We start from the raw sequence: 21,007 nt of genomic DNA, 5'->3' as shown, positions 1-21,007 counted from the left end.
CCTGCCGACGTCTGGGGCCCGGGCCGCAACGGGCGACCTCAAGCCGAAATACCTCCGCGCACTGGCAACGCCTCGCGCCGCCAACGCCTCCTCATGGCAAGTTTCCAGCGATTGGACATTCAGACAAGTGAATTCTCTGGAAATTCCTATGAGGATTTGGAATATCAACTCTGACGCAACGACTTGAAGGCAAGGCTCCGATGAAACTCGTCACCAGCCGTCTCACCATCCGCCATTTGCGCATGGTCGTGGCGATCGTCGAAGAGGGCAATCTGGTGCGCGCCGCCAAGCGCCTGAACATGACCCAGTCGGCGGTGACCAAGGCGCTGCAGGAAATCGAGGCGCTGACCAAGGCGAGGCTGTTCGACCGCACCAATCGCGGCGTGGTGCCGACGATGTTCGGCGACACGCTGGCCGAGCACGCCCGTCTCGTCATCACCCAGCTCGCCCATGCCGAGGAACATCTCGCCGACCTGCGCGACGGCACCGGCGGCCGTGTCGCTATCGGCACGCTGCTTTCGGCCTCGGCCGAATTGCTGCCGACCGCCATCGCCCGCCTGCGCAAGGAGCGGCCCAAGCTCGTGGTCAAGATCGTCGAGGGCACCAACGACGTGCTGATCCCGGCATTACGTGCCGGTGAGCTCGACATGGTGGTGGGGCGCCTGTCCGAGCAGCGCGACCGGCTGAATGTCGTGCAGGAGGTGCTAATGGACGACATCGCCTGCGTCGTCGCGCGCCGCGGCCATCCGCTGGCCGAGCGCAGCGAGCTCAACCTCGCCGACCTGATCGGCTGGGAATGGATCCTGCCGCCGCAGGAAACCAGCCTGCGCCGACAGATCGACATCGCCTTTCGCGAGGAAGGCCTCGAACCGCCGTCGCATGCGGTGGATTCCGTTTCGCTGCTGACCAACAGGGCGCTGTTGATCGACGCCGACTATCTCGGCGTGTTCCCCGCCCAGGTCGCGCGCCGCGAGGCCGCCGCCGGCGCCATCGTGATATTGCCGGTGACGTTGCGCGCTACCGCCATGCCAATGGGCATCACCACCCGGACGAATGCCCGCCTGTCGCCGGCAGCCGAGGTGCTGGTGGAGACGCTGCGCCGCACAGCCGCCGACCTCGCGCGCCATGACGTATAAGTAATCGCTATACGATTGGTATTCCCACCCGTCACACCTGGATGACGAGTTTTCCATTTACCGGAATGCTGGTTGGGCCAAGCTTGGCCGATTGGACAACACTGCGGAGGAGCAGCTGTTGCTTGCGGTCTCTATCTTGAACGAAGGTTGTGAGCTGACGCCACAGCCTCGGGAAAGCGTGCGGCCGCCTGCCTGCTGCCCTCCCTTTGAAACACCTTTTTGCCTGCAAAGGCTCAGCACATCTCGCGATCCAGAATTGCGGCAGCTGAGTTGGAGCGGGGGGAAACTTTGGGGAAGAGGAACAAATCTGATGCATTTCAAGGGAATTTTGTCGGCGGCCATCATGGCACTGTCCGTCAGCGCGGCCTATGCCGAAGACCCGCTCAAGATCGGCATGATCACCACGCTTTCGGGGCCGGCCGGCTATCTCGGCCAGGATATCCGAGACGGCTTCCAGCTCGCCATCGAGCAAAACAAAGGCAAGCTCGGCGGCAAGGACGTCGAACTCGTCGTGGAGGATGACGGCCTCAAGCCCGGCAACGCCAAGCAGATCGCCGACAAGATGTTGAGCGACGAGGGCATCAAGCTGTTCACCGGCATGGTCTTCGCCAACGTCGCATTTGCAGCCCTGCCCGATATCCTCGACGGCGATGCGATCTATGTCAGCGCCAACACCGCGTCCGCCACCTTCGCCGGCAAGGATTGCCACCCGAATTATTTCGTCAGCTCCTGGCAAGACGACAGCCAAGGCGAAAGCGCTGGCGCGCTCGCCCAGTCGCTCGGCTACAAGAAGGCCTTCCTGATTGCACCTAACTACCAGGCCGGCAAGGAAACGATGGGCGCCTTCAAGCGCTTCTACAAGGGCGAGGTTGTCGGCGAGACCTACACCGGCCTCGACCAGACCGACTTCGCCGCCGAGATGGCGCAGATCCGTGCCGCCAAGCCCGACGTCGTCTACGAGTTCGAGCCGGGCGGGCTCGGCATCGCCTTCATGCGCCAGTACCAGCAGGCAGGCCTGCTCAAGGACATCCCGATGGTCGTCCATCCGGCGTCCCTCGACCAGGTCATCGTCGGCGCGGTGGGCGACGCGGCAGCAGGCGTGAAGGTCACCAGCCACTGGAACGACGACTTCGACAATCCGGTCAACAAGAGCTTCGTCGCCGCCTGGAAGGCCAAGTTCGGCGACCGGCCGATCACGTACTATGCCGCGCAGGGTTATGACGCGGCATTGTTGATAGGCACCGGCCTCGAAAAGGCAGGCGTCGACGACCTGCCGGCGTTCCGCAAGGCGCTGCTGACCCAGGAAATCCCTTCGGTGCGCGGATCGTTCAAGTTCGGCCCCAACCAGCACCCGGTGCAGGATTGGTATTCGCTGAAGGCCGAGAAGGGCGCCGACGGCAAGATGGTGCTCAAGACCGACACCAAGGTGCTGACCGCCCATAGCGACAGCTACGCTGCCGACTGCAAGATGCCGGCAGCCGACTAGCACTGAGCATTCGACCCGGCATGGTTGCGCTCGACCATGCCGGGTACCCTCGTGCCTTCCGTCAAATCTTCATTCCGCTCAAAGCGATACAAACTCGCGGCCGGCAAGTACGCTGTTACCCTGCGTCACGCATAAATCCCGCCCACAATGTGGATTTTCTTGTTCCTACAGGCCAATAACTGCCAGGCACTGCGTACAGCAGAAGTCGGCGGCAGGTGATTGGGTGTTGACCTTTGATCCGACTGGCCTTCCGATGAGGACGAACCGGAACCAACCAGGGCAAGATGCGGGATACACCAGGGGCTACCCAACAAAGCGCGACCGAGCGCCACGCGATCAGCGCGGACCTGATCGCGGTGCTTGTTGCAGCCCCCAACGGCAACCCGGTGGTGCTGACGATCAAGGAGGCAGCCGCCCTGCCCTCCGGACCGTTCGAACTCGGCCACCGCTCACTGCAATCGGGCCTGCGCAACTGGGTCGAGCAGCAGACAGGGCATCCGCTTGGCTACATCGAGCAGCTCTATACCTTCGCCGACCGAGACCGCGGCAGCGACGGGCCGGCTGGCCGGGTGATCTCGATCAGCTACCTCGGCCTGACCCGCGTCGAGCCGGCGCACGGAACGCCGCCGGGCAGCTGGCGCGGCTGGTATGAGTTCTTCCCCTGGGAGGATCATCGCACCGGCGCGCCAAACATCATCCAGGAGCTCATCGTGCCACGCCTGCGCCAGTGGGCGGACACGGCGGAGCAACAGGACAAGCGCCAGAATCGCCTGCGCCGCGCTGGAAGCGCGTTCGGTTTCGACGGTCGCCCATGGAACGAAGAACTGGTGTTGCAGCGCTACGAACTGCTCTTCGAGGCAGGTCTTGTCGAAGAGGCCGCACGGGCAAAGGACATCGGCGACGCACCTGCAATGCCCGGCAAGCCTATGGTTGGCGACCACAGGCGCATCCTGGCAACCGGCATTGCCCGGCTGAGGACCAAGATCAAATACCGCCCGGTGGTGTTCGAACTGATGCCGCCATCCTTCACCTTGCTGCAGTTGCAGCGCGCCGTGGAAGCGTTGGCCGGACTGCTTGTCCACAAGCAGAATTTCCGCCGTCTCATCGAACAGCAGGATCTTGTTGAAGAAACTGGCGAAATGAGTTCCGACACCGGCGGCCGGCCGGCAAAGCTGTTCCGTTTCCGCCACGCTGTTCTCGACGAGCACGCGGTCGCCGGAACCAAATAATCCAATTGCCGCTTGACAGTGCTTATGCTCATGCTAAGCATATGGATGACGATGTCTGGCATGCCCCTCTCCGCCGCCTCGCTCTATGACCGCGTCCAACGCGTCATTCCCGCCATCGAGTGGCCGGCTTTTTCCGGCGACATCGATGCGATCCTGAAGCTGAAGCGCGAGCGCAACGCCGTCATTCTGGCGCACAACTATCAGACCCCCGAGATATTCCATTGCGTGGCCGACATCGTCGGCGACAGCCTGGCACTGGCCCGCAAGGCGATGGAGGTCGAGGCCGATGTGATCGTGCTCGCCGGCGTGCACTTCATGGCCGAGACGGCGAAGCTGCTCAACCCGTCCAAGACCGTACTGATCCCCGACATGGCCGCCGGCTGCTCGCTGGCGGATTCGATCACGCCGGCAGACATCCGTCTGCTGCGCCAGCGTTATCCCGGCGTGCCTGTCGTCACCTACGTCAACACGTCTGCCGCGGTGAAGGCGGAATCGGACATCTGCTGCACCTCGGGCAATGCCAAGGCGGTGGTGGAATCGCTCGGCGTGCCGCGCGTGCTGATGCTGCCGGACGAATATCTGGCACAGAACATCGCCAAGCAGACCGATGTCGAGATCATCGCCTGGAAGGGCCATTGCGAAGTGCATGAGCGTTTCACTCCAGCCGACATTCGCGAGATGCGCGCGGCCCATCCCGGCGTCACGGTGCTGGCTCACCCGGAATGCCCGCCGGAGGTCGTCGCCGAGGCCGATTTCGCCGGCTCGACAGCAGCGATGTCCGACTATGTCGGCCGGGAGAAACCCGCCCGCGTCGTTTTGGTGACCGAATGCTCGATGAGCGACAACGTCGCCGTCGAGCACCCTGATGTCGAATTCATCCGGCCCTGCAATCTCTGCCCGCACATGAAGCGGATCACGCTGGGCAACATCCGCTCCGCCCTGGAACGCAACGAACATGCGGTGACAATCGATCCCGCCATTGCCGTCCGCGCCCGGTTGGCTGTCGAGCGGATGCTGACGGTATGAGCGACTTTCGCGACCTCGCGGGCCGTTCCATAATCATCGGCGGTGGCCTGGCCGGGCTGATGACCGCGCTCGAACTGGCGCCTGAACCGGTCGTGCTTCTGTCGGCGGCACCGCTCGGCGCCGAGGCATCGAGCGCGCTCGCGCAAGGCGGGCTTGCTGCCTGCATCGGCTCGGACGACAGCCCCGCGCTCCACATTGCGGATACGCTCGCCGCCGGCGACGGCCTGTGCGACGAAGCTGTGATTCGTCGGATCGTCGAAGCAGCGCCCGCGGCGATCGACAGGTTGAGACGTCTCGGCGTCGCTTTCGACCTGATGCCGAATGGCGAGCCGAGCCTTGGCCTGGAGGCCGCGCATAGCCGCCGCCGCATCGTCCACGCGGCCGGCGCCGCAACCGGCAGCGCGTTGATGCGCGCACTTGTAGCCGCCGTCAGGCGAACGCCTTCAGTTACTGTCATCGAGGGTTTCGAGGCCCGGCGGCTCCTTCTGGAAGGCGGCGCCATCGCAGGCGTCCTTGCCGCTGGAATGTCGGGTGCCATTGTGCTGGCCACAAGCCGCGTCGTGCTTGCCACCGGTGGAGTCGGCGGCCTGTTCCATCAATCGACCAATCCGCTCGGCTGCTTTGGCCAGGGCCTGGCGCTTGCCGCGCGCGCGGGGGCCGAACTCGCCGATCTCGAATTCGTGCAATTTCACCCAACAGCACTCGACAGTGCAGCACGCCCGATGCGGCTGATCAGCGAAGCGGTTCGCGGCGAAGGTGCCATTCTGATCGACGAGACCGGCAGGCGGTTTCTCGCCGACATGCCAGGCGCGGAACTTGGCACGCGCGATGCGGTGGCGCGCGGCGTCTATCGCCATCTGGCACGGGGGCACCGCGTTTTCCTCGACGCCCGCGCCTGTCTCGGCACAAACTTCGCCACGCGCTTCCCGGCGATCGCGGGCTATTGCCACGAGGCCGGCATCAACCCTGCAGTCGATCCGATCCCGGTTCGACCTGCGGCGCATTATCATATGGGCGGCATCGCCGTGGACGCGGAGGGCCGCAGCTCGGTGGCGGGTCTCTGGGCTTGCGGCGAAGTCGCCTCGACTGGCCTGCACGGTGCCAACCGGCTCGCCAGCAATTCGTTGACCGAGGCCGTGGTGATGGCCAGCTGGGTGGCAAAGAGCGTTTCCAGCGCGGCGATCCGCCCTGTGGGGCCGGCATTGCCGATTGAAATGCCGAACCGCCCCGATCCGATCGTCGTGCGGAACATCGTTTCGCCCGCGCTTGGCGTGCTGCGCGACGGTGACGGCCTGCGGGACGCGGCTTCCACCCTCTGGCCGCTGGCGAGCGGGACTGATGCCTGCGCGGATCCGGCGGCGGTCGGGCTGATGATGGCTATCTCGGCGCTCGGCCGCATGGAAAGCCGCGGCGCCCATTGCCGAGCCGACTATCCGACGCGGAGCGCTGTCGCGCGCCGCTCGACGCTCACGCTCGACGCAGCATCAAAGATTGCCGCCGAACTCGACCTCAAGCCGCTTGCCCGGAGCGCCTGACACATGAACCTCTCGCCCCTGCCCCAGATCATGCTCGAACCGCTGGTTCGGGCCGCACTGCTGGAAGACCTCGGCCGCGCTGGCGACATCACCACCGACGCCATCGTGCCCGCCGATATCAGGGCGACAGTCGTGCTCGCCGCGCGCCAGCCGGGCGTGGTTGCCGGGCTCGACCTGGCGACACTCGCCTTTCGGCTGATCGATCCTTCAATCGAGATGAAGGTCGCCATGCCTGATGGCAGCAGGCTTGTGGCCGGCGATGTGATCGCCACGCTCAGCGGACCGGCGCGCGGGCTGCTGACCGCCGAGCGCGTGGCGCTCAACTTCCTTTGCCATCTCAGCGGCATAGCCACCGCCACATCCGGCATCGTCGAGGCCGTGCGTGGCCACAAGGCGAGCATCGTCTGCACCCGCAAGACGACGCCCGGCCTGCGGGCGCTGGAGAAATACGCGGTGCGCGCTGGCGGCGGCTCCAACCACCGCTTCGGCCTCGACGACGCCGTGCTGATCAAGGACAACCACATCGCCATAGCAGGCGGAGTGAAGCAGGCGCTCGAGCGAGCCAAGGCCAATGTCGGGCATCTGGTGAAGATCGAAATTGAGGTCGACACACTCGGCCAGCTGGACGAAGTGCTGGCGCTTGGCGTCGACGCCGTGCTGCTCGACAACATGTCGCCTGAGATGCTGGCAACCGCCGTGAAAATGGTCGGCGGACGGGCGATCACCGAGGCTTCGGGCCGGGTCAACCCCACCACCGCACCCGCCATCGCCGCCAGCGGCGTTGACCTGATTTCGGTCGGCTGGCTGACGCACAGCGCCCCGATCCTCGATATTGGGCTGGACACGGCCGCCTGACCGGGGCAATGGTCCCGCCCCGGGTGGGTATGGCAACGATACGTCTTGGCAATGGAGAGCGCATGAACGCCGATTTGCACCTGAACGCAGCTGCGGAACCGCTGACCGGGGCACGCCCTCGGTGGAGCCGCGCGGATGCCCAGGCGATCTACGACCTGCCCTTCAACGACCTGATCTTCCAGGCCCAGACTGTCCATCGCGAGAATTTCGACCCCAACCGGGTGCAGCTTTCGCGCCTGCTGTCGATCAAGACTGGCGGCTGCCCCGAGGATTGTGGCTATTGCAGCCAGTCGTCGCGCCATGAATCCGGCCTCAAGGCGTCCAAGCTGATGGAAGTGCAGCGCGTTCTGGCCGAAGCCAAGAAGGCGCGTGACGCCGGCGCCACCCGCTACTGCATGGGCGCGGCATGGCGCAGCCCCAAGGAGCGCGACATGGACGCGGTCGTCGCCATGATCGAGGGCGTGAAGGATCTTGGCATGGAGACTTGCATGACGCTCGGCATGCTCGATCTCGGCCAGGCGCAGCGGCTGAAAGAAGCAGGCCTCGACTACTACAACCACAACATCGACACCTCCGAGCGCTACTACAACGAGATCATCACCACCCGTACGTTCGCTGACCGGCTGGATACGCTCGCCAATGTCCGCGACAGCGGCATCAAGGTCTGCTGCGGCGGCATCGTCGGCATGGGCGAGGAAAAGGCCGACCGCGTCGACATGCTGGTGACGCTGGCGTACCTGCCAGAGCATCCCGACAGCGTGCCGATCAACATGCTGATCCCGATCGAAGGCACGCCGCTGGGCGATGCCGATCCGATCGAGCCGATCGAGTTCGTGCGCACCATAGCGCTCGCCCGCATCATGATGCCGAAGTCGCACGTGCGCCTGTCGGCCGGGCGCACGGCGATGAGCGACGAGATGCAGGCGCTGTGCTTTTTTGCCGGCGCCAACTCGATCTTCGTCGGCGACACGCTTTTGACCGCCGAAAATCCAGGCGAAGACAAGGACACAGCGCTGTTCCGACGCCTCGGCATCCAGCCGATGGAGCGCGGAGCGGAGTGACGGGACGAGCTTTGCTCGACCGCTACGAGGCCAGTCTGCGCGGGCTGGCCCGGAAGAGCCGGCTGCGCTCGCTGAGCGGCCGCGCCGGGCTCGATTTCGCTTCCAACGACTATCTCGGCCTCGCCGGCTCGAAGCGCATGGCAGACGCGGTTGCCGCAGCACTTGCCAATGGCACGCCGGTCGGCGCCACCGGCTCGCGCCTGTTGCGCGGCAACGGCCCCGAGCACGAAGCGCTGGAGGAAAAGGCGGCGAAGTTCTTCCGTTCCGAACGCGCCCTGTTCTTCGGCGGCGGTTATGTCGCCAACTTCGCCGTGCTCACCACCCTGCCGCAAAAAGGCGACCTGGTCGTGCTCGACGAGCTGATCCACGCCAGCGCCCATGAAGGCGCGCGCGCCGGTCGCGCCGAGGTGGTGGAAGCCAAACACAACGATGCCGACGCGGTGGACGACGCGGTCAAAAACTGGCGCGCCAGTGGCGGTGCTGGCCGTGCGTGGATCGTCGCCGAAAGCCTCTACAGCATGGACGGCGACCGCGCCCCGCTAGACGATTTGATGGCCGTCGCCGATCGGCACGAGGCCTTCCTGTTTGTCGACGAGGCGCACGCGACCGGCGTCTACGGCCTTGGCGGGCGCGGATTGGCGCATCACCTGGAAGGCCGCGACAATGTCGTTGTGCTGCACACCTGCGGCAAGGCGCTCGGCGCCTCGGGCGCGATCGTCACCGCACCGGCCATACTGTGCGACTATCTCATCAACCGCTGCCGCCCCTTCATCTACGCCACGGCGCCCTCACCGCTGATGGCGGTGGCGTCGGCGACAGCACTCGACATCGTTGCCGACGAACCCGAACGCCGCGAGCGGCTGGCGAAGATTGTGGCTTTGGCTGGCGCCAAGGCGGAAGCGCTGGGATTCAAGCCAAGCGGATCGCAGATCCTGCCCATCGTCATCGGCGACAATGCCCGGGCCATGGCGTTGGCGGAGGCACTGCAGGCACGCGGCTTCGATGTGCGCGGCATCCGCCCGCCGACGGTGCCGGAAGGCACGGCACGGCTCAGGATCTCGCTGACGCTCAATGTAAGCGAAGACGATGTTGCGGCGCTGTTTGCGGCACTCTCAGAGGAATGCTCGCGATGACAGCCAGTATCGTCGTGACCGGCACCGACACCGGCATTGGCAAGACCGTGTTCGCGGCAGGTCTCACCGCCCTGCTCGACGGAATCTACTGGAAGCCGGTTCAGTCTGGCATCGAGGAGGAGACCGACAGCGAGATCGTCGCCCGGCTCGCTGGCCTATCTGCGGATCGGGTGCTGCCTGAGACATGGCGGCTGAAGGAACCATTGTCGCCGCATCGCGCCGCCGAGCTCGACGGCGTCGAGATCGATGCTGACGCGCTGGCCCTGCCCGTAAACGAACGGCCGCTTATCATCGAAGGCGCTGGCGGGCTGATGGTGCCGGTCAACCGGCGCACGCTCTACATCGACGTCTTCGCGCGCTGGCAAGCACCCGTCGTGCTCTGCGCCCGCACCGGGCTCGGCACGATCAACCACACGCTGCTTTCCATCGAGGCGTTGCGCAGCCGCGCGGTCCCGTTGCTGGGCGTGGCCTTCATCGGCGACGAAATGGCTGATACCCAGCGCACCATCGCCGAGATGGGCAAGGTGCGCGTGCTCGGCCGCCTGCCGCGGCTCGACCCGCTGACGCCTGAAACGCTTGCTGAGAACATGCACGCGAACTTCAGTGCCACCGATTTCCTGGAGGCCAGTCCATGAGCCGTTCCGCAGTCTGGCATCCTTTCACCCAGCATGCGACGGAGCCGGTGCCGCCTGTCATCGCGCGCACCGAAGGCGCCTATGTCGAGACGGCTGACGGCAAGCGCATCCTCGACGCGATCTCATCCTGGTGGGTCATCACTCACGGTCACAGGCATCCGAAGATCATCGAAGCGATCCGCAACGCCACCGAAACGCTCGACCAGGTGATCTTCGCCGGCCTGACGCACGAACCGGCGGAACAGCTGGCGACTGCGCTGATCGATATGGCGCCTGCGGGACTCGACTGGGTGTTTTATTCCGACAGCGGCTCGACCAGCGTCGAGGTGGCGCTGAAGATGGCGCTCGGCTTCCACCGCAACAATGGTGACGCACGCTCGCGCATCGTCGTCATGGAACACAGCTACCATGGCGACACCATCGGCACGATGAGCGTCGGCGCCCGTGGCGTGTTCAACGCCGCCTACGACCCGCTGCTGTTCGAGGTCGACACCATCCCCTTCCCCGCCCCGGGCCGCGAGCAGGAGACGCTCGACCGCTTCGAGGCGATGACGCGCGACGACAAGGCAGCAGCCCTCATTGTCGAACCCCTGGTGCTCGGCGCTGGCGGCATGCTGATGTATCCGGCCTGGGTGCTGAGCGAACTCAAGCGCATCGCCGAAAAGTCGGGCACATTGCTGATCGCCGACGAGGTGATGACCGGCTGGGGCCGCACCGGCACGATTTTCGCCTGTGAACAGGCCGGCATTTCACCGGACATCCTCTGCACATCAAAGGGTCTGACCGGTGGTTCGGTACCGCTGGCGGCGACGCTTGCGACCGACGCGGTCTTCCGGGCGCATTTCTCGCAAGACCGGGCAAAGACCTTCTTCCATTCCAGCTCGTATACCGCAAACCCGATCGCCTGCGCCGCAGCACTCGCCAATGTCGAGATATGGCGCGACGAGCCGGTGGCCGAGCGTGTGGCGGCGCTTTCGCGCATGCAATCGGAGAAGGTCGCGAGGTTCGCAAACGACGCCCGCTTCGAGAATGTGCGCACGGCTGGCACCATCGCGGCCCTCGACCTGCGTGTCGGCACGGCAGGCTATCTCGCCGAAGTCGGTCCGAAACTGCGCGCGTTCTTCCTTGAGCGTGGCCTGCTGGTCAGGCCGCTCGGCAATGTCATCTATGTGTTGCCGCCCTATTGCGTGACATCAGGCGAACTCGACCGGCTTTATGACGCCGTCGACGAGGCCGCCGAACTTGCTGGCGGCGCCGGATGAGCCGAACGGCACGCATCGCCGGCTTCGGCCACCATGTACCGGGCCGCAAGGTGGAGAACGCCGAGATCGAAGCGAGCCTCGGGCTTAATGCAGGCTGGATAGAAGGCCGCACCGGCATCCGGCAACGCTACTGGGCCGCTCCCGAGGACACGCTGTCCGGGATGGCGGCCAAGGCTGGCGAGATGGCGCTTGAGGCTGCCGGCATCGGTCGAAGCGACATCGGCCTCGTGCTGCTCGCCACGTCGACGCCGGATCATCTCTTGCCGCCGAGCGCGCCGCTTGTCGCTCACAAGCTCGGGCTCGACAATGCCGGCGGGGTCGACCTCGCCGGTGCCTGCGCCGGCTTCATCTATGCGCTGACCTTCGCCGACGGCTTCGTGCGGCTGCACAACAAGCCGGCGCTGGTCATCGCCGCCAATATCCTGAGCCGCCGCATCAACCCGGCAGAGCGGGCGAGCGCGGTGCTGTTTGCCGACGCCGCAGGCGCGGTGGTGCTCGCGCCCTCCGACGATCCCGGCCACGGCATCCTGGGTGCCTCGGTCGCATCAGACGGTGCGGGCTACGGCCTGATCCAGATCCCGGCAGGCGGCAGCAACCGGCCCTTCGCCGACGAGCTCGACATCGCCGAGACGCGCATGACCATTTCAGACGGGCGGGCGGTTTTCGCCAAGGCAGTTGAGATGATGAGCCGTTGCTCGATGGATGCGCTCAAGGCTGCGGCCCTGGATACTGCCGCCGTCAGCCGCTTCGTGCCGCACCAGGCCAATGCCCGCATCTTCAACGCGGTGGGCAAGTCGCTCGGCATCTCCGACGACAGGATCGTCAAGACAATCGCCGACTACGGCAATTCGTCGGCCGCGACGATCCCGCTTTCGCTATCGCTGGCCCACCAGACGGACCCGTTCCAGCGCGGCGAGAAGCTGCTGCTTTCGGCGGCCGGCGCGGGTCTCACCGGCGGTGCGCTGGTGGTTGGAATGTAGCTGGCGCCGACTGGCGTATCAGGGAGGAAGAATGCGCAAGATCGTCGCCGGCAAGCTGCACGGCATCCACGTCACCGAAGCCAACCTCAACTATCATGGCTCGATCCCGCTCGACCCCGACCATTGCGAGGAAGCCGGCCTCCTGCCGATGGAGTTCGTCGAGATATGGAACAAGAGTTCCGGCGCACGGATTTCGACCTATGTGATCCTGGGCGAGCGCGGCTCGCGCTGCTGCATCCTCAATGGCGCAGCCGCACGCACCTGCCAGGCCGGCGACCAGGTCATCATCTGCAATTCGGTCTATGTGAACGAAAGCGAGATTACCGCGCTCAAGCCGCGCGTTCTGACCTTCGACAAGGACAATCGCATCGCTGACCGGCTGACCTATTCGGTCGAGCGCGACCAGTTGGGACGCTACAGCTTTTCGATCCTGGACGAGACCAGCGCGAAGCTTCCTATCCCCGCGCTGGTGAGCAGTCATTGACCGCGTCAGGCCGCAATACAGCCTGACGAAGTTGATTACTGGCGTTCGAGATGCTCGACAGCCAGGAATGCGGTCTTGGCGGCCAGCGACAGGTGATTGGCGGCCTCGACGCGCAGCGGCGTGTAGAAATGCTCCTCGTGCAGCATGTTGACGGTGCCGACCAGCTTGTCGCCGACGAAGACCGGCCAGTTCAGCACCGAGCCGCAGCCGAGCGCCCAGATCGTCTCGTGATCCGGGAAGACGTCGGCGATGTCCTTGATGGTGTTGGCGACGAAGGGCTTACGGGCGATGTGGATCGTGTCGAACCAGTGCGTGCGGTTGATCGGCTTGGTGCCGGAAACCGGATAGGCATCCGGATGGCTGGTGTAGGTGCGGCCCGAAACCTCGGTGGCCCAGTCGAGCTTCATGACGGTGAAGAGCTTGGCGCCGACAACGACGTCGGCCAGAGCCTGCAGCGCCTTCCACACACCCTCGACTTCAGTGGTGGTCGCAATGGCGGCATCGAAGGCGGCCAGCGCCTCGGCGAAATTGGTCTCTGTCATGATGTACCTCTATTTCAAGTCTTGGGATGAGACGCGCTGAAGCGGGTCAGTTCGCGCGAATAGGTATCGACAAGCGCGCCGCGCTTGAGCTGGTCGACGCTGGCAACCTCGACAACGCGGCCATGACGCATGACGGCGAGACGGTCGCACAGGAACGAAACGACAGGCAAATTGTGCGTCACCATCAGATAGGTCAGCCCCTGCTCACGGCGCAGTCGCTTGAGCAGATTGAGGATTTCCGCCTGCACCGACACGTCGAGCGCCGAGGTCGGCTCGTCGAGCAACAGCATCCTGGGCTTGAGGATCAACGCACGGGCGATCGCCACGCGCTGGCGCTGGCCGCCCGACAACTGGTGCGGGAAACGGAAACGGAACCGGCGGTCGAGGCCGACCGACTGCATCACTTCGTCGACGCGCTCGCCGCTGTTGCCGATACCATGAATGGTCAGCGGCTCGCTCAGCGTCGCGTCGACAGTCTTGCGCGGGTGCAGCGAACCATAGGGATCCTGGAACACCATCTGGCACTGCTTGGCGAAGGCGCGGTCGATGCCGTGCGTGCGCTGCTCGCCGAAGACCGAGATCGAGCCAGTCCAGCTCTTGGCCATGCCGGCGATGGCCTTGAGCACGGTGGTCTTGCCCGAGCCGCTCTCGCCAACGAGAGCGAAGCTCTCGCCCTCGGCGACCTCGAAGCCGATGCCGTGGGTGACCTTCGAATCGCCATAGGAGATGTCGAGGTTGTCGATCGCCAGCGCGTTCATGTCGAAGCCCCAGTACGTTCGAGGACAGGGAGCTCGTCGCGGCTTTCGTCGAGGCGCGGGATCGAAGCGAGCAGGCCGCGCGTATAGGGATGCTTGGCGTTCTTGAGTTCGCCGGCATCGCACTCCTCGACCACCTCGCCGCTGCGCATCACCAGGATGCGGTCGCAATAGGCCGAAACGAGGTCGAGGTCGTGGCTGATCAGGATCAGGCCCATGCCCTTGCGCTTGACCAGATCGTCGATGATCTCGAGCACCTGGGCCTGGACAGAGACGTCGAGCGCCGATGTTGGTTCGTCGGCGATCAACAGGTCAGGCTCGGGGATCAGCATCATCGCGATCATGACGCGCTGGCCCATGCCGCCCGAGACTTCGTGCGGGTAGAGCCCGAGCACGCGCTCGGGGTCGTTGATGCGCACCGCTTCGAGCATGGCGAGCGTGCGGCTGCGGATGTCGCTGCGGCCGAGCTTCTGGTGGGTCAGAAGCGCTTCGGCGATCTGGTCGCCGATGGTCATGACCGGGTTCAGCGAGAATTTCGGATCCTGCATGACCATCGAAATGCGAGCGCCGCGGATCGAACGCATCTGCTTTTCCGAAAGCGACAGAAGGTCGGTGCCGTTGAAGGTCATTTCGTCGGCGGTGACCTGGCCGGGCGAACGGATCAGCCGCAGGATCGAGCGTCCGGTCATCGACTTGCCGGATCCACTCTCGCCGACGATGCCGAGGCGTTCGCGGCCAAGCGTCAGCGACAGGCCCTTGACCACGTCGACCGGACCACGCGCCGTCGGGAACGTGACCTTCAGATTTCGGATTTCAAGCAGCGCGTTCATTGCCGATCTCCATGCTTGGGATCAAGCACATCGCGCAGGCCGTCACCGAGGAAACAGAAGCCGAGGCTGACGATTACGATGGCAAAGCCGGGCATCGTCGCCACCCACCACTGGTCGAGAATGAAGGAGCGACCGCGCGAGATCATGGCGCCCCATTCCGGCAGCGGCGGCTGCGCGCCGAGGCCGATGAAGCCGAGGCCGGCGGCCGTCAGGATGATGCCGGCCATGTCGAGGGTGACGCGGATGATCATCGACGACGTGCATAGCGGCAGGATGTGGTTGACGATGACGCGCAGCGACGAAGCGCCCTGCAATTCGACCGCCGCGACGAATTCGGAGTTGCGAATGGTCAACGTCTCAGCGCGGGCAATGCGGGCATAGCCGGGCCATGTAGCGATGGCGATGGCGATGATGGCGTTCTGGATCCCGGGTCCGAGCGCCGCCACGAAGGCCAGCGCCAGGATCAGCTTGGGCATCGACAGGAAGATATCGGTGATGCCCATCAGGATGCGGTCGACCCAGCCGCCGAAATAGCCGGCGACGGCACCGATCACCAGCCCGACTGGCGCGGCAAGCACAGCCACCAGCGCCACGATCATCAGCGTGATGCGCGCGCCGTAGACCACGCGGCTCCAGATGTCGCGGCCGAGTTCATCTGTGCCCATCCAGTTGTCCCAGCTCGGCGGCTTGAGCCGCATGGCGAGATCCTGGCCAACGGGCGAATGGGTGGCGATCCATGGCGCAAACAGCGCCACGAGAATCAGCGTCAGCACGATGACCGCGCCGACCATGGCCAGCGGGTTGCGGGCCAGCGCGCGGCTCAGGCGGTAGCTGCGGCCGAGACGCGCCTGCAGGCGCGAGGACGGCGAATCGTCGAGAAGCCAGTCACGTGTCGTCGCCATCAGCGTGCCCTCGGGTCGAGGACGCGGTAGAGCACGTCCGAAATCTTGTTAATGCCAATGAAGACCGCGCCGATGACCAGCGTCGAGCCGAGCACGGCGTTCATGTCGGCGTTGAGCAGCGCCGTGGTCAGGTAGTTGCCGATGCCGGGCCAGGAGAACACCGTCTCGATCATCACCGAACCTTCGAGCAGACCTGCATAGGACAGGCCGATGACAGTGATGAGCGGCACAAGGATCGGCCGGAAGGCGTGGCGCCACAGCACCAGCCGCTCGGAGACGCCCTTGACCCGCGCGGTGGTGACATATTCCTGCGCCAGCTGGTCGAGCATGAAGGAGCGCGTCATGCGGGCGATGTAGGCAAGGCTGAAGAAGCCGAGCACCGCGGCCGGCAGCGCGATATGCGTCAGGGCGTTGAAGAAAATCTCGGTGTCGCCTGCGAGCAGGCTGTCGATCAGGAGCAACCCGGTGACCGGCTCTATGACCCCATCATAGAAAATGTCGATTCGCCCGGGACCGCCGACCCACTGCAGCTTGGCGTAGAACAGCGCCAGGCCGACGAGGCCGAGCCAGAACGCCGGCACCGAATAGCCGAGCAGGCCAACGACCCGGATGACCTGGTCGATAAGGCTGCCCTGGCGGCTCGCGGCATAGACGCCCATCGGCACGCCCAGCAGCACGCCGATGATGATGCCGATCGTCGCCATCTCAAGCGTTGCCGGAAAGACGCGCTTGAGGTCCTCGACCACCGGCCGCCCAGTCGACACCGACATGCCAAGATCGCCCGTCAGGACGTTGCCGACATAGTGGAAGAACTGGACGATCAAGGGCTTGTCGAGGCCCATTTCGATGCGCGCGGCTTCATAGACGGCGCGCGGAGCCCGGTCGCCGACGACGGCCAGCACCGGATCGATCGGCACGACGCGGCCGATGAAGAAGGTGATGGCAAGGAGGCCAAGGAAGGTGAAGGCAACGGCGACGAGGACGCCAAGCACGCCCTTTACCGTTTTCCAGGCGTGCCGCGCATTGCGCGAGGAGCCGCCGGGCCCTGTTGGAAGCGCCTTTGCGGCGGTGTCGGTTTCTAATGCCACGCGGTCTTTGTTCCTACCACATTGGCCGCGTCGCGGATGCGGCACGGATGTTTTCTGTCGAGCAAAATTCTGCTTGGACTATACAAATAATTTTGCTTAGATCAAAAAAATTTTGATGGGAGCAAAAAAGCGTGTCCTCGGAGGCCAGCAAGAACACGGCATCGGGCCAACCCAAGGTAGGCGCGCTGATCCGTGCCCGGCGGCGCCAGCTGTCGATGACATTGCAGGAATTGTGCGACGCCGCAGGCATTTCCGTGGGTTACCTCAGCCAGGTCGAACGCGACCACGCTACCCCCTCGCTTGGCACGCTCGCCCAGATCGCCCGCAGCCTCGATGTGGGTGTGGATTACTTCATCGCGACACCGAGCATGGAGGACGGGCTGACCCGTTCTGGCGACCGCAACCGATTCTCCGTCGACGGCTCGTCGATCGTCTACGAACGCATCGCCGCCGACTTCACCGGCAACGTGCTCTCGTCTTTCGTGCTGAACGTTCCGCCAGGCTACCGTTCCGAAACGGTCAGCCATGAAGGCGAAGAAATCCTGTTCATCCTCGAGGGCTCGATCACGCAGCGCCTGGAAGATGACGAGATGGTGCTTTCGGCCGGCGACAGCCTGCACTTCCGCGGCAATCGCCCGCATTCCTGGTCAAACGACACCCAAAATTTCGCGCGCATGCTCTGGACCGGCACTTTACCGATGTTCAGGTCGCGCACGGAGCATCCGGCCCTGCGCGGTTCCAGGGCCGACGAGAAGACAACGGGAACCAAAAAGGAGAGAAAATGATGAAACTGTTCAAAGCCGCGCTGCTCGCCGCGGCGCTGGCGATGCCGATGACGCCAGCAATCAGCCTTGCAGCTACGCCGGCCGGCGTGCTCGTGGTGGCTCAGAATATCGACGACATCGTCAGCATCGACCCGGCGGAGGCCTACGAGTTCTCCTCGGGCGAATACGTCGCCCAGACCTATGATCGTCTCGTCCAGTACGATGCCGCCGACACCAAGACGCTGGCCGCTGGCCTGGCCAAGGAATGGACGGCCGACGACGCCAACAAGACCATCACGTTTACGCTGCGCGACGGCGTCAAGTTCACCTCCGGCAATCCGCTGCGCGCCGAAGACGTGGTCTATTCTTTCAAGCGCGTGATCGTGCTCAACAAGGCACCGGCCTTCATCCTGACGCAGCTCGGCTGGACGCCCGAGAATTTCGATTCGATGGTCAAGGCCGACGGCAACAAGGTCGTGATCAAGTATGAGGGCAACTTCGCTTCGGCCTTCGTGCTGAACGTGCTCGCCGCCCGTCCGGGTTCGGTGGTCGATGCCGCAACGCTGCAGGCCAACGAGGCCAATGGCGACATGGGCAATGGCTGGCTGAAGTCCAACTCGGCCGGTACCGGCCCGTTCGTGCTCAAGGCTTTCCGCCCGGGCGAAATCATCAACCTCGCCGCCAACCCCGACTATTTCAATGGCGCGCCCGCGATCAAGGGCGTCATCATCCGCCACGTCGCTGAAGCCGCGACCCAGCAGCTTCTGCTGGAATCGGGCGACGTCGACATGGCCAAGAACCTGACGTCGGACCAGATTGCAACGATCGCCGGCAAGGACACGCTGGTCACCGAGACCTATCCGCAGGCCGCCGTGCACTTCCTGTCGTTCAACCAGAAGACCGAGTCGCTGACGCCGCCGGCCGTTTGGGATGCCGCCCGCTACCTGGTCAACTACAAGGGCATGACCGACACCTTCCTGAAGGGCCAGATGCAGACGCACCAGGCATTCTGGCCGTCGGGCTTCCCGGGTTCGCTCGACGAGACGCCCTACACCTACGATCCGGCCAAGGCCAAGCAGATCCTGGCTGACGCCGGCATCAAGACGCCGATCAAGGTTTCGCTCGACGTCATCAACTCGACGCCGTTCACCGACATGGCACAGTCGCTGCAGGCAAGCTTCGCCGAAGCAGGCATCAACTTCGACATCGTGCCGGGCACCGGCTCGCAGGTGATCACCAAGTACCGCGCGCGCACGCATGAGGCGATGCTGCTTTACTGGGGCCCTGACTTCATGGACCCGCATTCCAACGCCAAGGCCTTCGCCTACAACGAGGACAACTCGGACGGAAACTACCAGTCGACCACCACGTGGCGTAACAGCTGGGCCGTGCCGGAAGAGCTGAACAAGGAGACCAAGGCGGCACTCGCCGAGCCTGACCAGGCAAAGCGCAGCGCGATGTATGTCGACCTGCAGAAGAAGGTGCAGGAGAAGTCGCCGATCGTCGTCATGTTCCAGGCCGCGACCCAGGTGGCGCGTGCCAAGAATGTCGAGGGCTACGTCAACGGCGCGACCTCCGACTTCGTCTACTACCGCCTCGTCAAGAAGAACTGACGAACGGCACTGACAGGGACCGCCCCGTTGCGGGCGGTCCCATTGTCCTTAACTCACCCTACCCCTCCCCAACTCCAAGAAGGCAGAGACGATGTACGAAGAGCGGATGGCGCGGCTGCGCGAGCGCATGGCTGAAACCGGGACGGACCTAGTAGTCGTCGGCCCCTCTTCGCACCTTGTCTGGCTCGCCGGCATGTCGCCGCATGGCGACGAACGCCCGGTGCTGCTGATCGTCGCCAAGGACCATGCCGGTTTCCTGATGCCGGCGCTCAACGTCGACAGCCAGCGCCCCTTCACCAAATTGCCGTTCTACCCGTGGACCGATGCCGACGGCCCCGGCGCCGCACTTGCCAAGCTGCTCAAGGATTGCGGCTCTGACAACGGCAAGCTCAAGATCGCGCTCGACGAAACCATGCGCGCCGATTTCGCGCTGCTGGTCATCGACGCCCTGCCAAGTGCCGAGCGTGGCTTCCTCGCCGATACAGTGAGCTTCCTGCGCGGCCAGAAGGACGAGGCCGAGTACGCGCTGCTCAAGATGAACGCAGTGCTCAACGACGGCGCCATGCGCGCCGGCTTTGCCGCGCTCAAGGAAGGCGTGACCGAGTTGGAAGTGGCACAGGCGATCCGCGACTTCTACGCCGCCAATGGTGCCAAGCCCGAGTTCACCAGCGTCTGCTTCGGCGAAAACGGTGCCTTCCCGCATCATCACACCGGCGACCGCAAGCTCAAGGCGAACGAGGCCGTGCTGATCGACATCGGCGGCCGAAAGGATGGCTACCCCTCGGACATGACCCGCGTCGGCGTTTTCGGCGAAAAGCCGGAAGGCTTCGACGAGGTTCATGGCGTTCTGGAGCGCGCAGTGCAGGCGGCGATTGCCGTAGCAAAGCCGGGCGTGGCAGCCAAGGAAGTCGACAAGGCCGCGCGCGACGTCATTACGGCTGCCGGCTATGGCGACTTCTTCCTGCACCGTACCGGTCATGGCCTCGGCATCGATATCCACGAGCAGCCCTACATCACCGGCACCTCGGAAACGGTCCTTGTGGAAGGCAACGTGTTCTCGATCGAGCCGGGCATCTACCTCCAGGGCCGCTTCGGGCTCAGGCTGGAAGAGATCGTGATCCTGCGCGGCAATCGTGCCGAAGTGCTGTCCGACCTGTCGCGTGAAGTGTTCCGCGTGAAGGCCTGAACCACGCTGGGCGGGCGGCCTGGCGGCACCGCCCAGCAAATCTTTGTCCCACCGACAATGTCAAAGGGGCCGTGGCTTAGCCGCGGCCCCTTTTGTCTTAGTGCGTCCTTCGAGGCTCGCTGCACAATGCGATCGCTCAAAAAAGAAAAGCCGGGCGAACCCGGCTTTTCAAGCATTGCATCGGCTGAAGAGCGATCAGTTGACAGCGTCCTTGAGGCCTTTGCCGGCCGAGAACTTCGGTACCGTGCGCGCCGGAATCTTCACTTCCGCACCGGTCTGCGGGTTGCGGCCAGTCGACTCCGCACGTTTTGACACGGTGAAATTTCCGAAACCGACAAGCCGGACGTCGCCGCCGCTCTTCAGTTCGCCGGTGATGACGGAAAAAACAGCGTCGACAGCGGACTGCGCGTCACCCTTGGAGAGCTTGGATGCCTCGGCGACGGCGGACACTAGTTCGTTCTTGTTCATTCAAATTCCCTTCCATGAGAAAACCGGGACATTAGAC

General features: G+C 64.3%; 21 protein-coding genes. 15 read left to right on the top strand and 6 right to left on the bottom strand.

Translation table 11 applies throughout. The features are described from left to right. Nucleotides 1–200: 200 nt before the first annotated feature. From J1C56_RS00535 to panD, 12 genes are all read left to right on the top strand, one after another. Entirely contained in the window at nt 201–1,136 is a 936-nt protein-coding gene (locus J1C56_RS00535) for a LysR family transcriptional regulator (RefSeq protein ID WP_115732409.1), read from the top strand. A gap of 310 nt (nt 1,137–1,446) precedes the next feature. After that, nucleotides 1,447–2,622 (top strand): ABC transporter substrate-binding protein, encoded by a 1,176-nt coding sequence (locus J1C56_RS00530; RefSeq protein ID WP_214385080.1) that lies wholly within the window; start codon nt 1,447–1,449, stop codon nt 2,620–2,622. A gap of 284 nt (nt 2,623–2,906) precedes the next feature. Beyond that, complete coding sequence (locus tag J1C56_RS00525) at nt 2,907–3,851, top strand: NUDIX hydrolase (RefSeq protein WP_214385079.1); 945 nt, start codon at nt 2,907–2,909, stop codon at nt 3,849–3,851. 51 nt (nt 3,852–3,902) lie between these two features. Beyond that, on the top strand, nt 3,903–4,877 hold the full coding sequence (gene nadA / locus J1C56_RS00520; RefSeq protein ID WP_214385078.1) for a quinolinate synthase NadA: 975 nt from the start codon (nt 3,903–3,905) through the stop codon (nt 4,875–4,877). Beyond that, nucleotides 4,874–6,412, top strand: a complete 1,539-nt coding sequence (locus J1C56_RS00515) for an L-aspartate oxidase (RefSeq protein WP_214385077.1) — start codon at nt 4,874–4,876, stop codon at nt 6,410–6,412. The genes nadA and J1C56_RS00515 overlap by 4 nt, the downstream gene beginning before the upstream one ends. Before the next feature lie 3 nt (nt 6,413–6,415). Continuing rightward, nucleotides 6,416–7,267, top strand: a complete 852-nt coding sequence (nadC, locus tag J1C56_RS00510; RefSeq protein WP_214385076.1) for a carboxylating nicotinate-nucleotide diphosphorylase — start codon at nt 6,416–6,418, stop codon at nt 7,265–7,267. Nucleotides 7,268–7,329: 62 nt separating this feature from the next. Continuing rightward, complete coding sequence (gene bioB, locus J1C56_RS00505) at nt 7,330–8,328, top strand: biotin synthase BioB (RefSeq protein ID WP_214385075.1); 999 nt, start codon at nt 7,330–7,332, stop codon at nt 8,326–8,328. Continuing rightward, nucleotides 8,325–9,461, top strand: a complete 1,137-nt coding sequence (locus tag J1C56_RS00500; RefSeq protein ID WP_214385074.1) for an 8-amino-7-oxononanoate synthase — start codon at nt 8,325–8,327, stop codon at nt 9,459–9,461. The genes bioB and J1C56_RS00500 overlap by 4 nt, the downstream gene beginning before the upstream one ends. After that, nucleotides 9,458–10,096, top strand: coding sequence for a dethiobiotin synthase (bioD, locus tag J1C56_RS00495; protein WP_214385073.1), 639 nt, complete (start codon nt 9,458–9,460; stop codon nt 10,094–10,096). The genes J1C56_RS00500 and bioD overlap by 4 nt, the downstream gene beginning before the upstream one ends. After that, on the top strand, nt 10,093–11,358 hold the full coding sequence (locus tag J1C56_RS00490) for an adenosylmethionine--8-amino-7-oxononanoate transaminase (RefSeq protein WP_214385072.1): 1,266 nt from the start codon (nt 10,093–10,095) through the stop codon (nt 11,356–11,358). The genes bioD and J1C56_RS00490 overlap by 4 nt, the downstream gene beginning before the upstream one ends. Then, the gene (locus J1C56_RS00485) at nt 11,355–12,338 is read left to right on the top strand and encodes a beta-ketoacyl-ACP synthase III (protein ID WP_214385071.1); all 984 of its coding nucleotides are present in this window, start codon (nt 11,355–11,357) and stop codon (nt 12,336–12,338) included. The genes J1C56_RS00490 and J1C56_RS00485 overlap by 4 nt, the downstream gene beginning before the upstream one ends. A 31-nt stretch (nt 12,339–12,369) precedes the next feature. Next, nucleotides 12,370–12,822: an aspartate 1-decarboxylase gene (panD, locus tag J1C56_RS00480; RefSeq protein WP_214385070.1), complete on the top strand. Its 453-nt coding sequence runs from the start codon at nt 12,370–12,372 to the stop codon at nt 12,820–12,822. A gap of 35 nt (nt 12,823–12,857) precedes the next feature. Here the strand turns inward: panD and J1C56_RS00475 are convergent, their stop codons facing one another. The 5 genes from J1C56_RS00475 to J1C56_RS00455 are packed head-to-tail and all read right to left on the bottom strand — an operon-like array spanning nt 12,858 to nt 16,843. Beyond that, on the bottom strand, nt 12,858–13,364 hold the full coding sequence (locus tag J1C56_RS00475; RefSeq protein ID WP_214385069.1) for a GAF domain-containing protein: 507 nt from the start codon (nt 13,362–13,364) through the stop codon (nt 12,858–12,860). A 14-nt stretch (nt 13,365–13,378) separates the two neighbouring features. Further along, entirely contained in the window at nt 13,379–14,122 is a 744-nt protein-coding gene (locus J1C56_RS00470; protein WP_214385068.1) for an ABC transporter ATP-binding protein, read from the bottom strand. Beyond that, nucleotides 14,119–14,949: an ABC transporter ATP-binding protein gene (locus J1C56_RS00465; protein ID WP_214385067.1), complete on the bottom strand. Its 831-nt coding sequence runs from the start codon at nt 14,947–14,949 to the stop codon at nt 14,119–14,121. Before J1C56_RS00465 ends, J1C56_RS00470 begins: the two co-directional genes overlap by 4 nt. After that, nucleotides 14,946–15,851 carry an ABC transporter permease gene (locus J1C56_RS00460; protein ID WP_214385066.1) on the bottom strand — a complete coding sequence of 302 codons (906 nt, stop codon included), beginning with the start codon at nt 15,849–15,851 and terminating at the stop codon, nt 14,946–14,948. Before J1C56_RS00460 ends, J1C56_RS00465 begins: the two co-directional genes overlap by 4 nt. Further along, nucleotides 15,851–16,843, bottom strand: a complete 993-nt coding sequence (locus J1C56_RS00455; protein WP_214386595.1) for an ABC transporter permease — start codon at nt 16,841–16,843, stop codon at nt 15,851–15,853. Before J1C56_RS00455 ends, J1C56_RS00460 begins: the two co-directional genes overlap by 1 nt. 227 nt (nt 16,844–17,070) lie before the next feature. Here J1C56_RS00455 and J1C56_RS00450 point away from each other — a divergent pair, with 227 nt between their 5' ends. From J1C56_RS00450 to J1C56_RS00440, 3 genes are all read left to right on the top strand, one after another. After that, nucleotides 17,071–17,724: a helix-turn-helix domain-containing protein gene (locus J1C56_RS00450; RefSeq protein WP_214385065.1), complete on the top strand. Its 654-nt coding sequence runs from the start codon at nt 17,071–17,073 to the stop codon at nt 17,722–17,724. Continuing rightward, nucleotides 17,724–19,316 (top strand): ABC transporter substrate-binding protein, encoded by a 1,593-nt coding sequence (locus tag J1C56_RS00445; protein WP_214385064.1) that lies wholly within the window; start codon nt 17,724–17,726, stop codon nt 19,314–19,316. Before J1C56_RS00450 ends, J1C56_RS00445 begins: the two co-directional genes overlap by 1 nt. A gap of 91 nt (nt 19,317–19,407) precedes the next feature. Beyond that, nucleotides 19,408–20,502, top strand: a complete 1,095-nt coding sequence (locus J1C56_RS00440; RefSeq protein ID WP_214385063.1) for a M24 family metallopeptidase — start codon at nt 19,408–19,410, stop codon at nt 20,500–20,502. Nucleotides 20,503–20,697: 195 nt separating this feature from the next. Here the strand turns inward: J1C56_RS00440 and J1C56_RS00435 are convergent, their stop codons facing one another. Next, nucleotides 20,698–20,970, bottom strand: a complete 273-nt coding sequence (locus J1C56_RS00435; protein ID WP_214385062.1) for an HU family DNA-binding protein — start codon at nt 20,968–20,970, stop codon at nt 20,698–20,700. Between the last annotated feature and the right edge of the window lie 37 nt (nt 20,971–21,007).

Origin of the sequence: Aminobacter anthyllidis, from assembly GCF_018555685.1 — a bacterium.
Lineage (GTDB): Bacteria > Pseudomonadota > Alphaproteobacteria > Rhizobiales > Rhizobiaceae > Aminobacter > Aminobacter anthyllidis.
This window is presented reverse-complemented; position numbering and strand designations above follow the sequence as displayed.

Bases quoted from the DNA above. Each gene is read 5' to 3' on its own strand.
- J1C56_RS00445 (WP_214385064.1), top strand. From the start codon at position 17,724: ATGAAACTGTTCAAAGCCGCGCTGCTCGCCGCGGCGCTGGCGATGCCG.
- J1C56_RS00485 (WP_214385071.1), top strand. From the start codon at position 11,355: ATGAGCCGAACGGCACGCATCGCCGGCTTCGGCCACCATGTACCGGGC.
- bioB (WP_214385075.1), top strand. From the start codon at position 7,330: ATGAACGCCGATTTGCACCTGAACGCAGCTGCGGAACCGCTGACCGGG.
- nadA (WP_214385078.1), top strand. From the start codon at position 3,903: ATGTCTGGCATGCCCCTCTCCGCCGCCTCGCTCTATGACCGCGTCCAA.
- J1C56_RS00440 (WP_214385063.1), top strand. From the start codon at position 19,408: ATGTACGAAGAGCGGATGGCGCGGCTGCGCGAGCGCATGGCTGAAACC.
- J1C56_RS00535 (WP_115732409.1), top strand. From the start codon at position 201: ATGAAACTCGTCACCAGCCGTCTCACCATCCGCCATTTGCGCATGGTC.
- panD (WP_214385070.1), top strand. From the start codon at position 12,370: ATGCGCAAGATCGTCGCCGGCAAGCTGCACGGCATCCACGTCACCGAA.
- J1C56_RS00515 (WP_214385077.1), top strand. From the start codon at position 4,874: ATGAGCGACTTTCGCGACCTCGCGGGCCGTTCCATAATCATCGGCGGT.
- J1C56_RS00435 (WP_214385062.1), bottom strand. From the start codon at position 20,970: ATGAACAAGAACGAACTAGTGTCCGCCGTCGCCGAGGCATCCAAGCTC.
- J1C56_RS00530 (WP_214385080.1), top strand. From the start codon at position 1,447: ATGCATTTCAAGGGAATTTTGTCGGCGGCCATCATGGCACTGTCCGTC.
- J1C56_RS00475 (WP_214385069.1), bottom strand. From the start codon at position 13,364: ATGACAGAGACCAATTTCGCCGAGGCGCTGGCCGCCTTCGATGCCGCC.
- J1C56_RS00470 (WP_214385068.1), bottom strand. From the start codon at position 14,122: ATGAACGCGCTGGCGATCGACAACCTCGACATCTCCTATGGCGATTCG.
- J1C56_RS00525 (WP_214385079.1), top strand. From the start codon at position 2,907: ATGCGGGATACACCAGGGGCTACCCAACAAAGCGCGACCGAGCGCCAC.
- J1C56_RS00460 (WP_214385066.1), bottom strand. From the start codon at position 15,851: ATGGCGACGACACGTGACTGGCTTCTCGACGATTCGCCGTCCTCGCGC.
- J1C56_RS00490 (WP_214385072.1), top strand. From the start codon at position 10,093: ATGAGCCGTTCCGCAGTCTGGCATCCTTTCACCCAGCATGCGACGGAG.
- nadC (WP_214385076.1), top strand. From the start codon at position 6,416: ATGAACCTCTCGCCCCTGCCCCAGATCATGCTCGAACCGCTGGTTCGG.
- bioD (WP_214385073.1), top strand. From the start codon at position 9,458: ATGACAGCCAGTATCGTCGTGACCGGCACCGACACCGGCATTGGCAAG.
- J1C56_RS00465 (WP_214385067.1), bottom strand. From the start codon at position 14,949: ATGAACGCGCTGCTTGAAATCCGAAATCTGAAGGTCACGTTCCCGACG.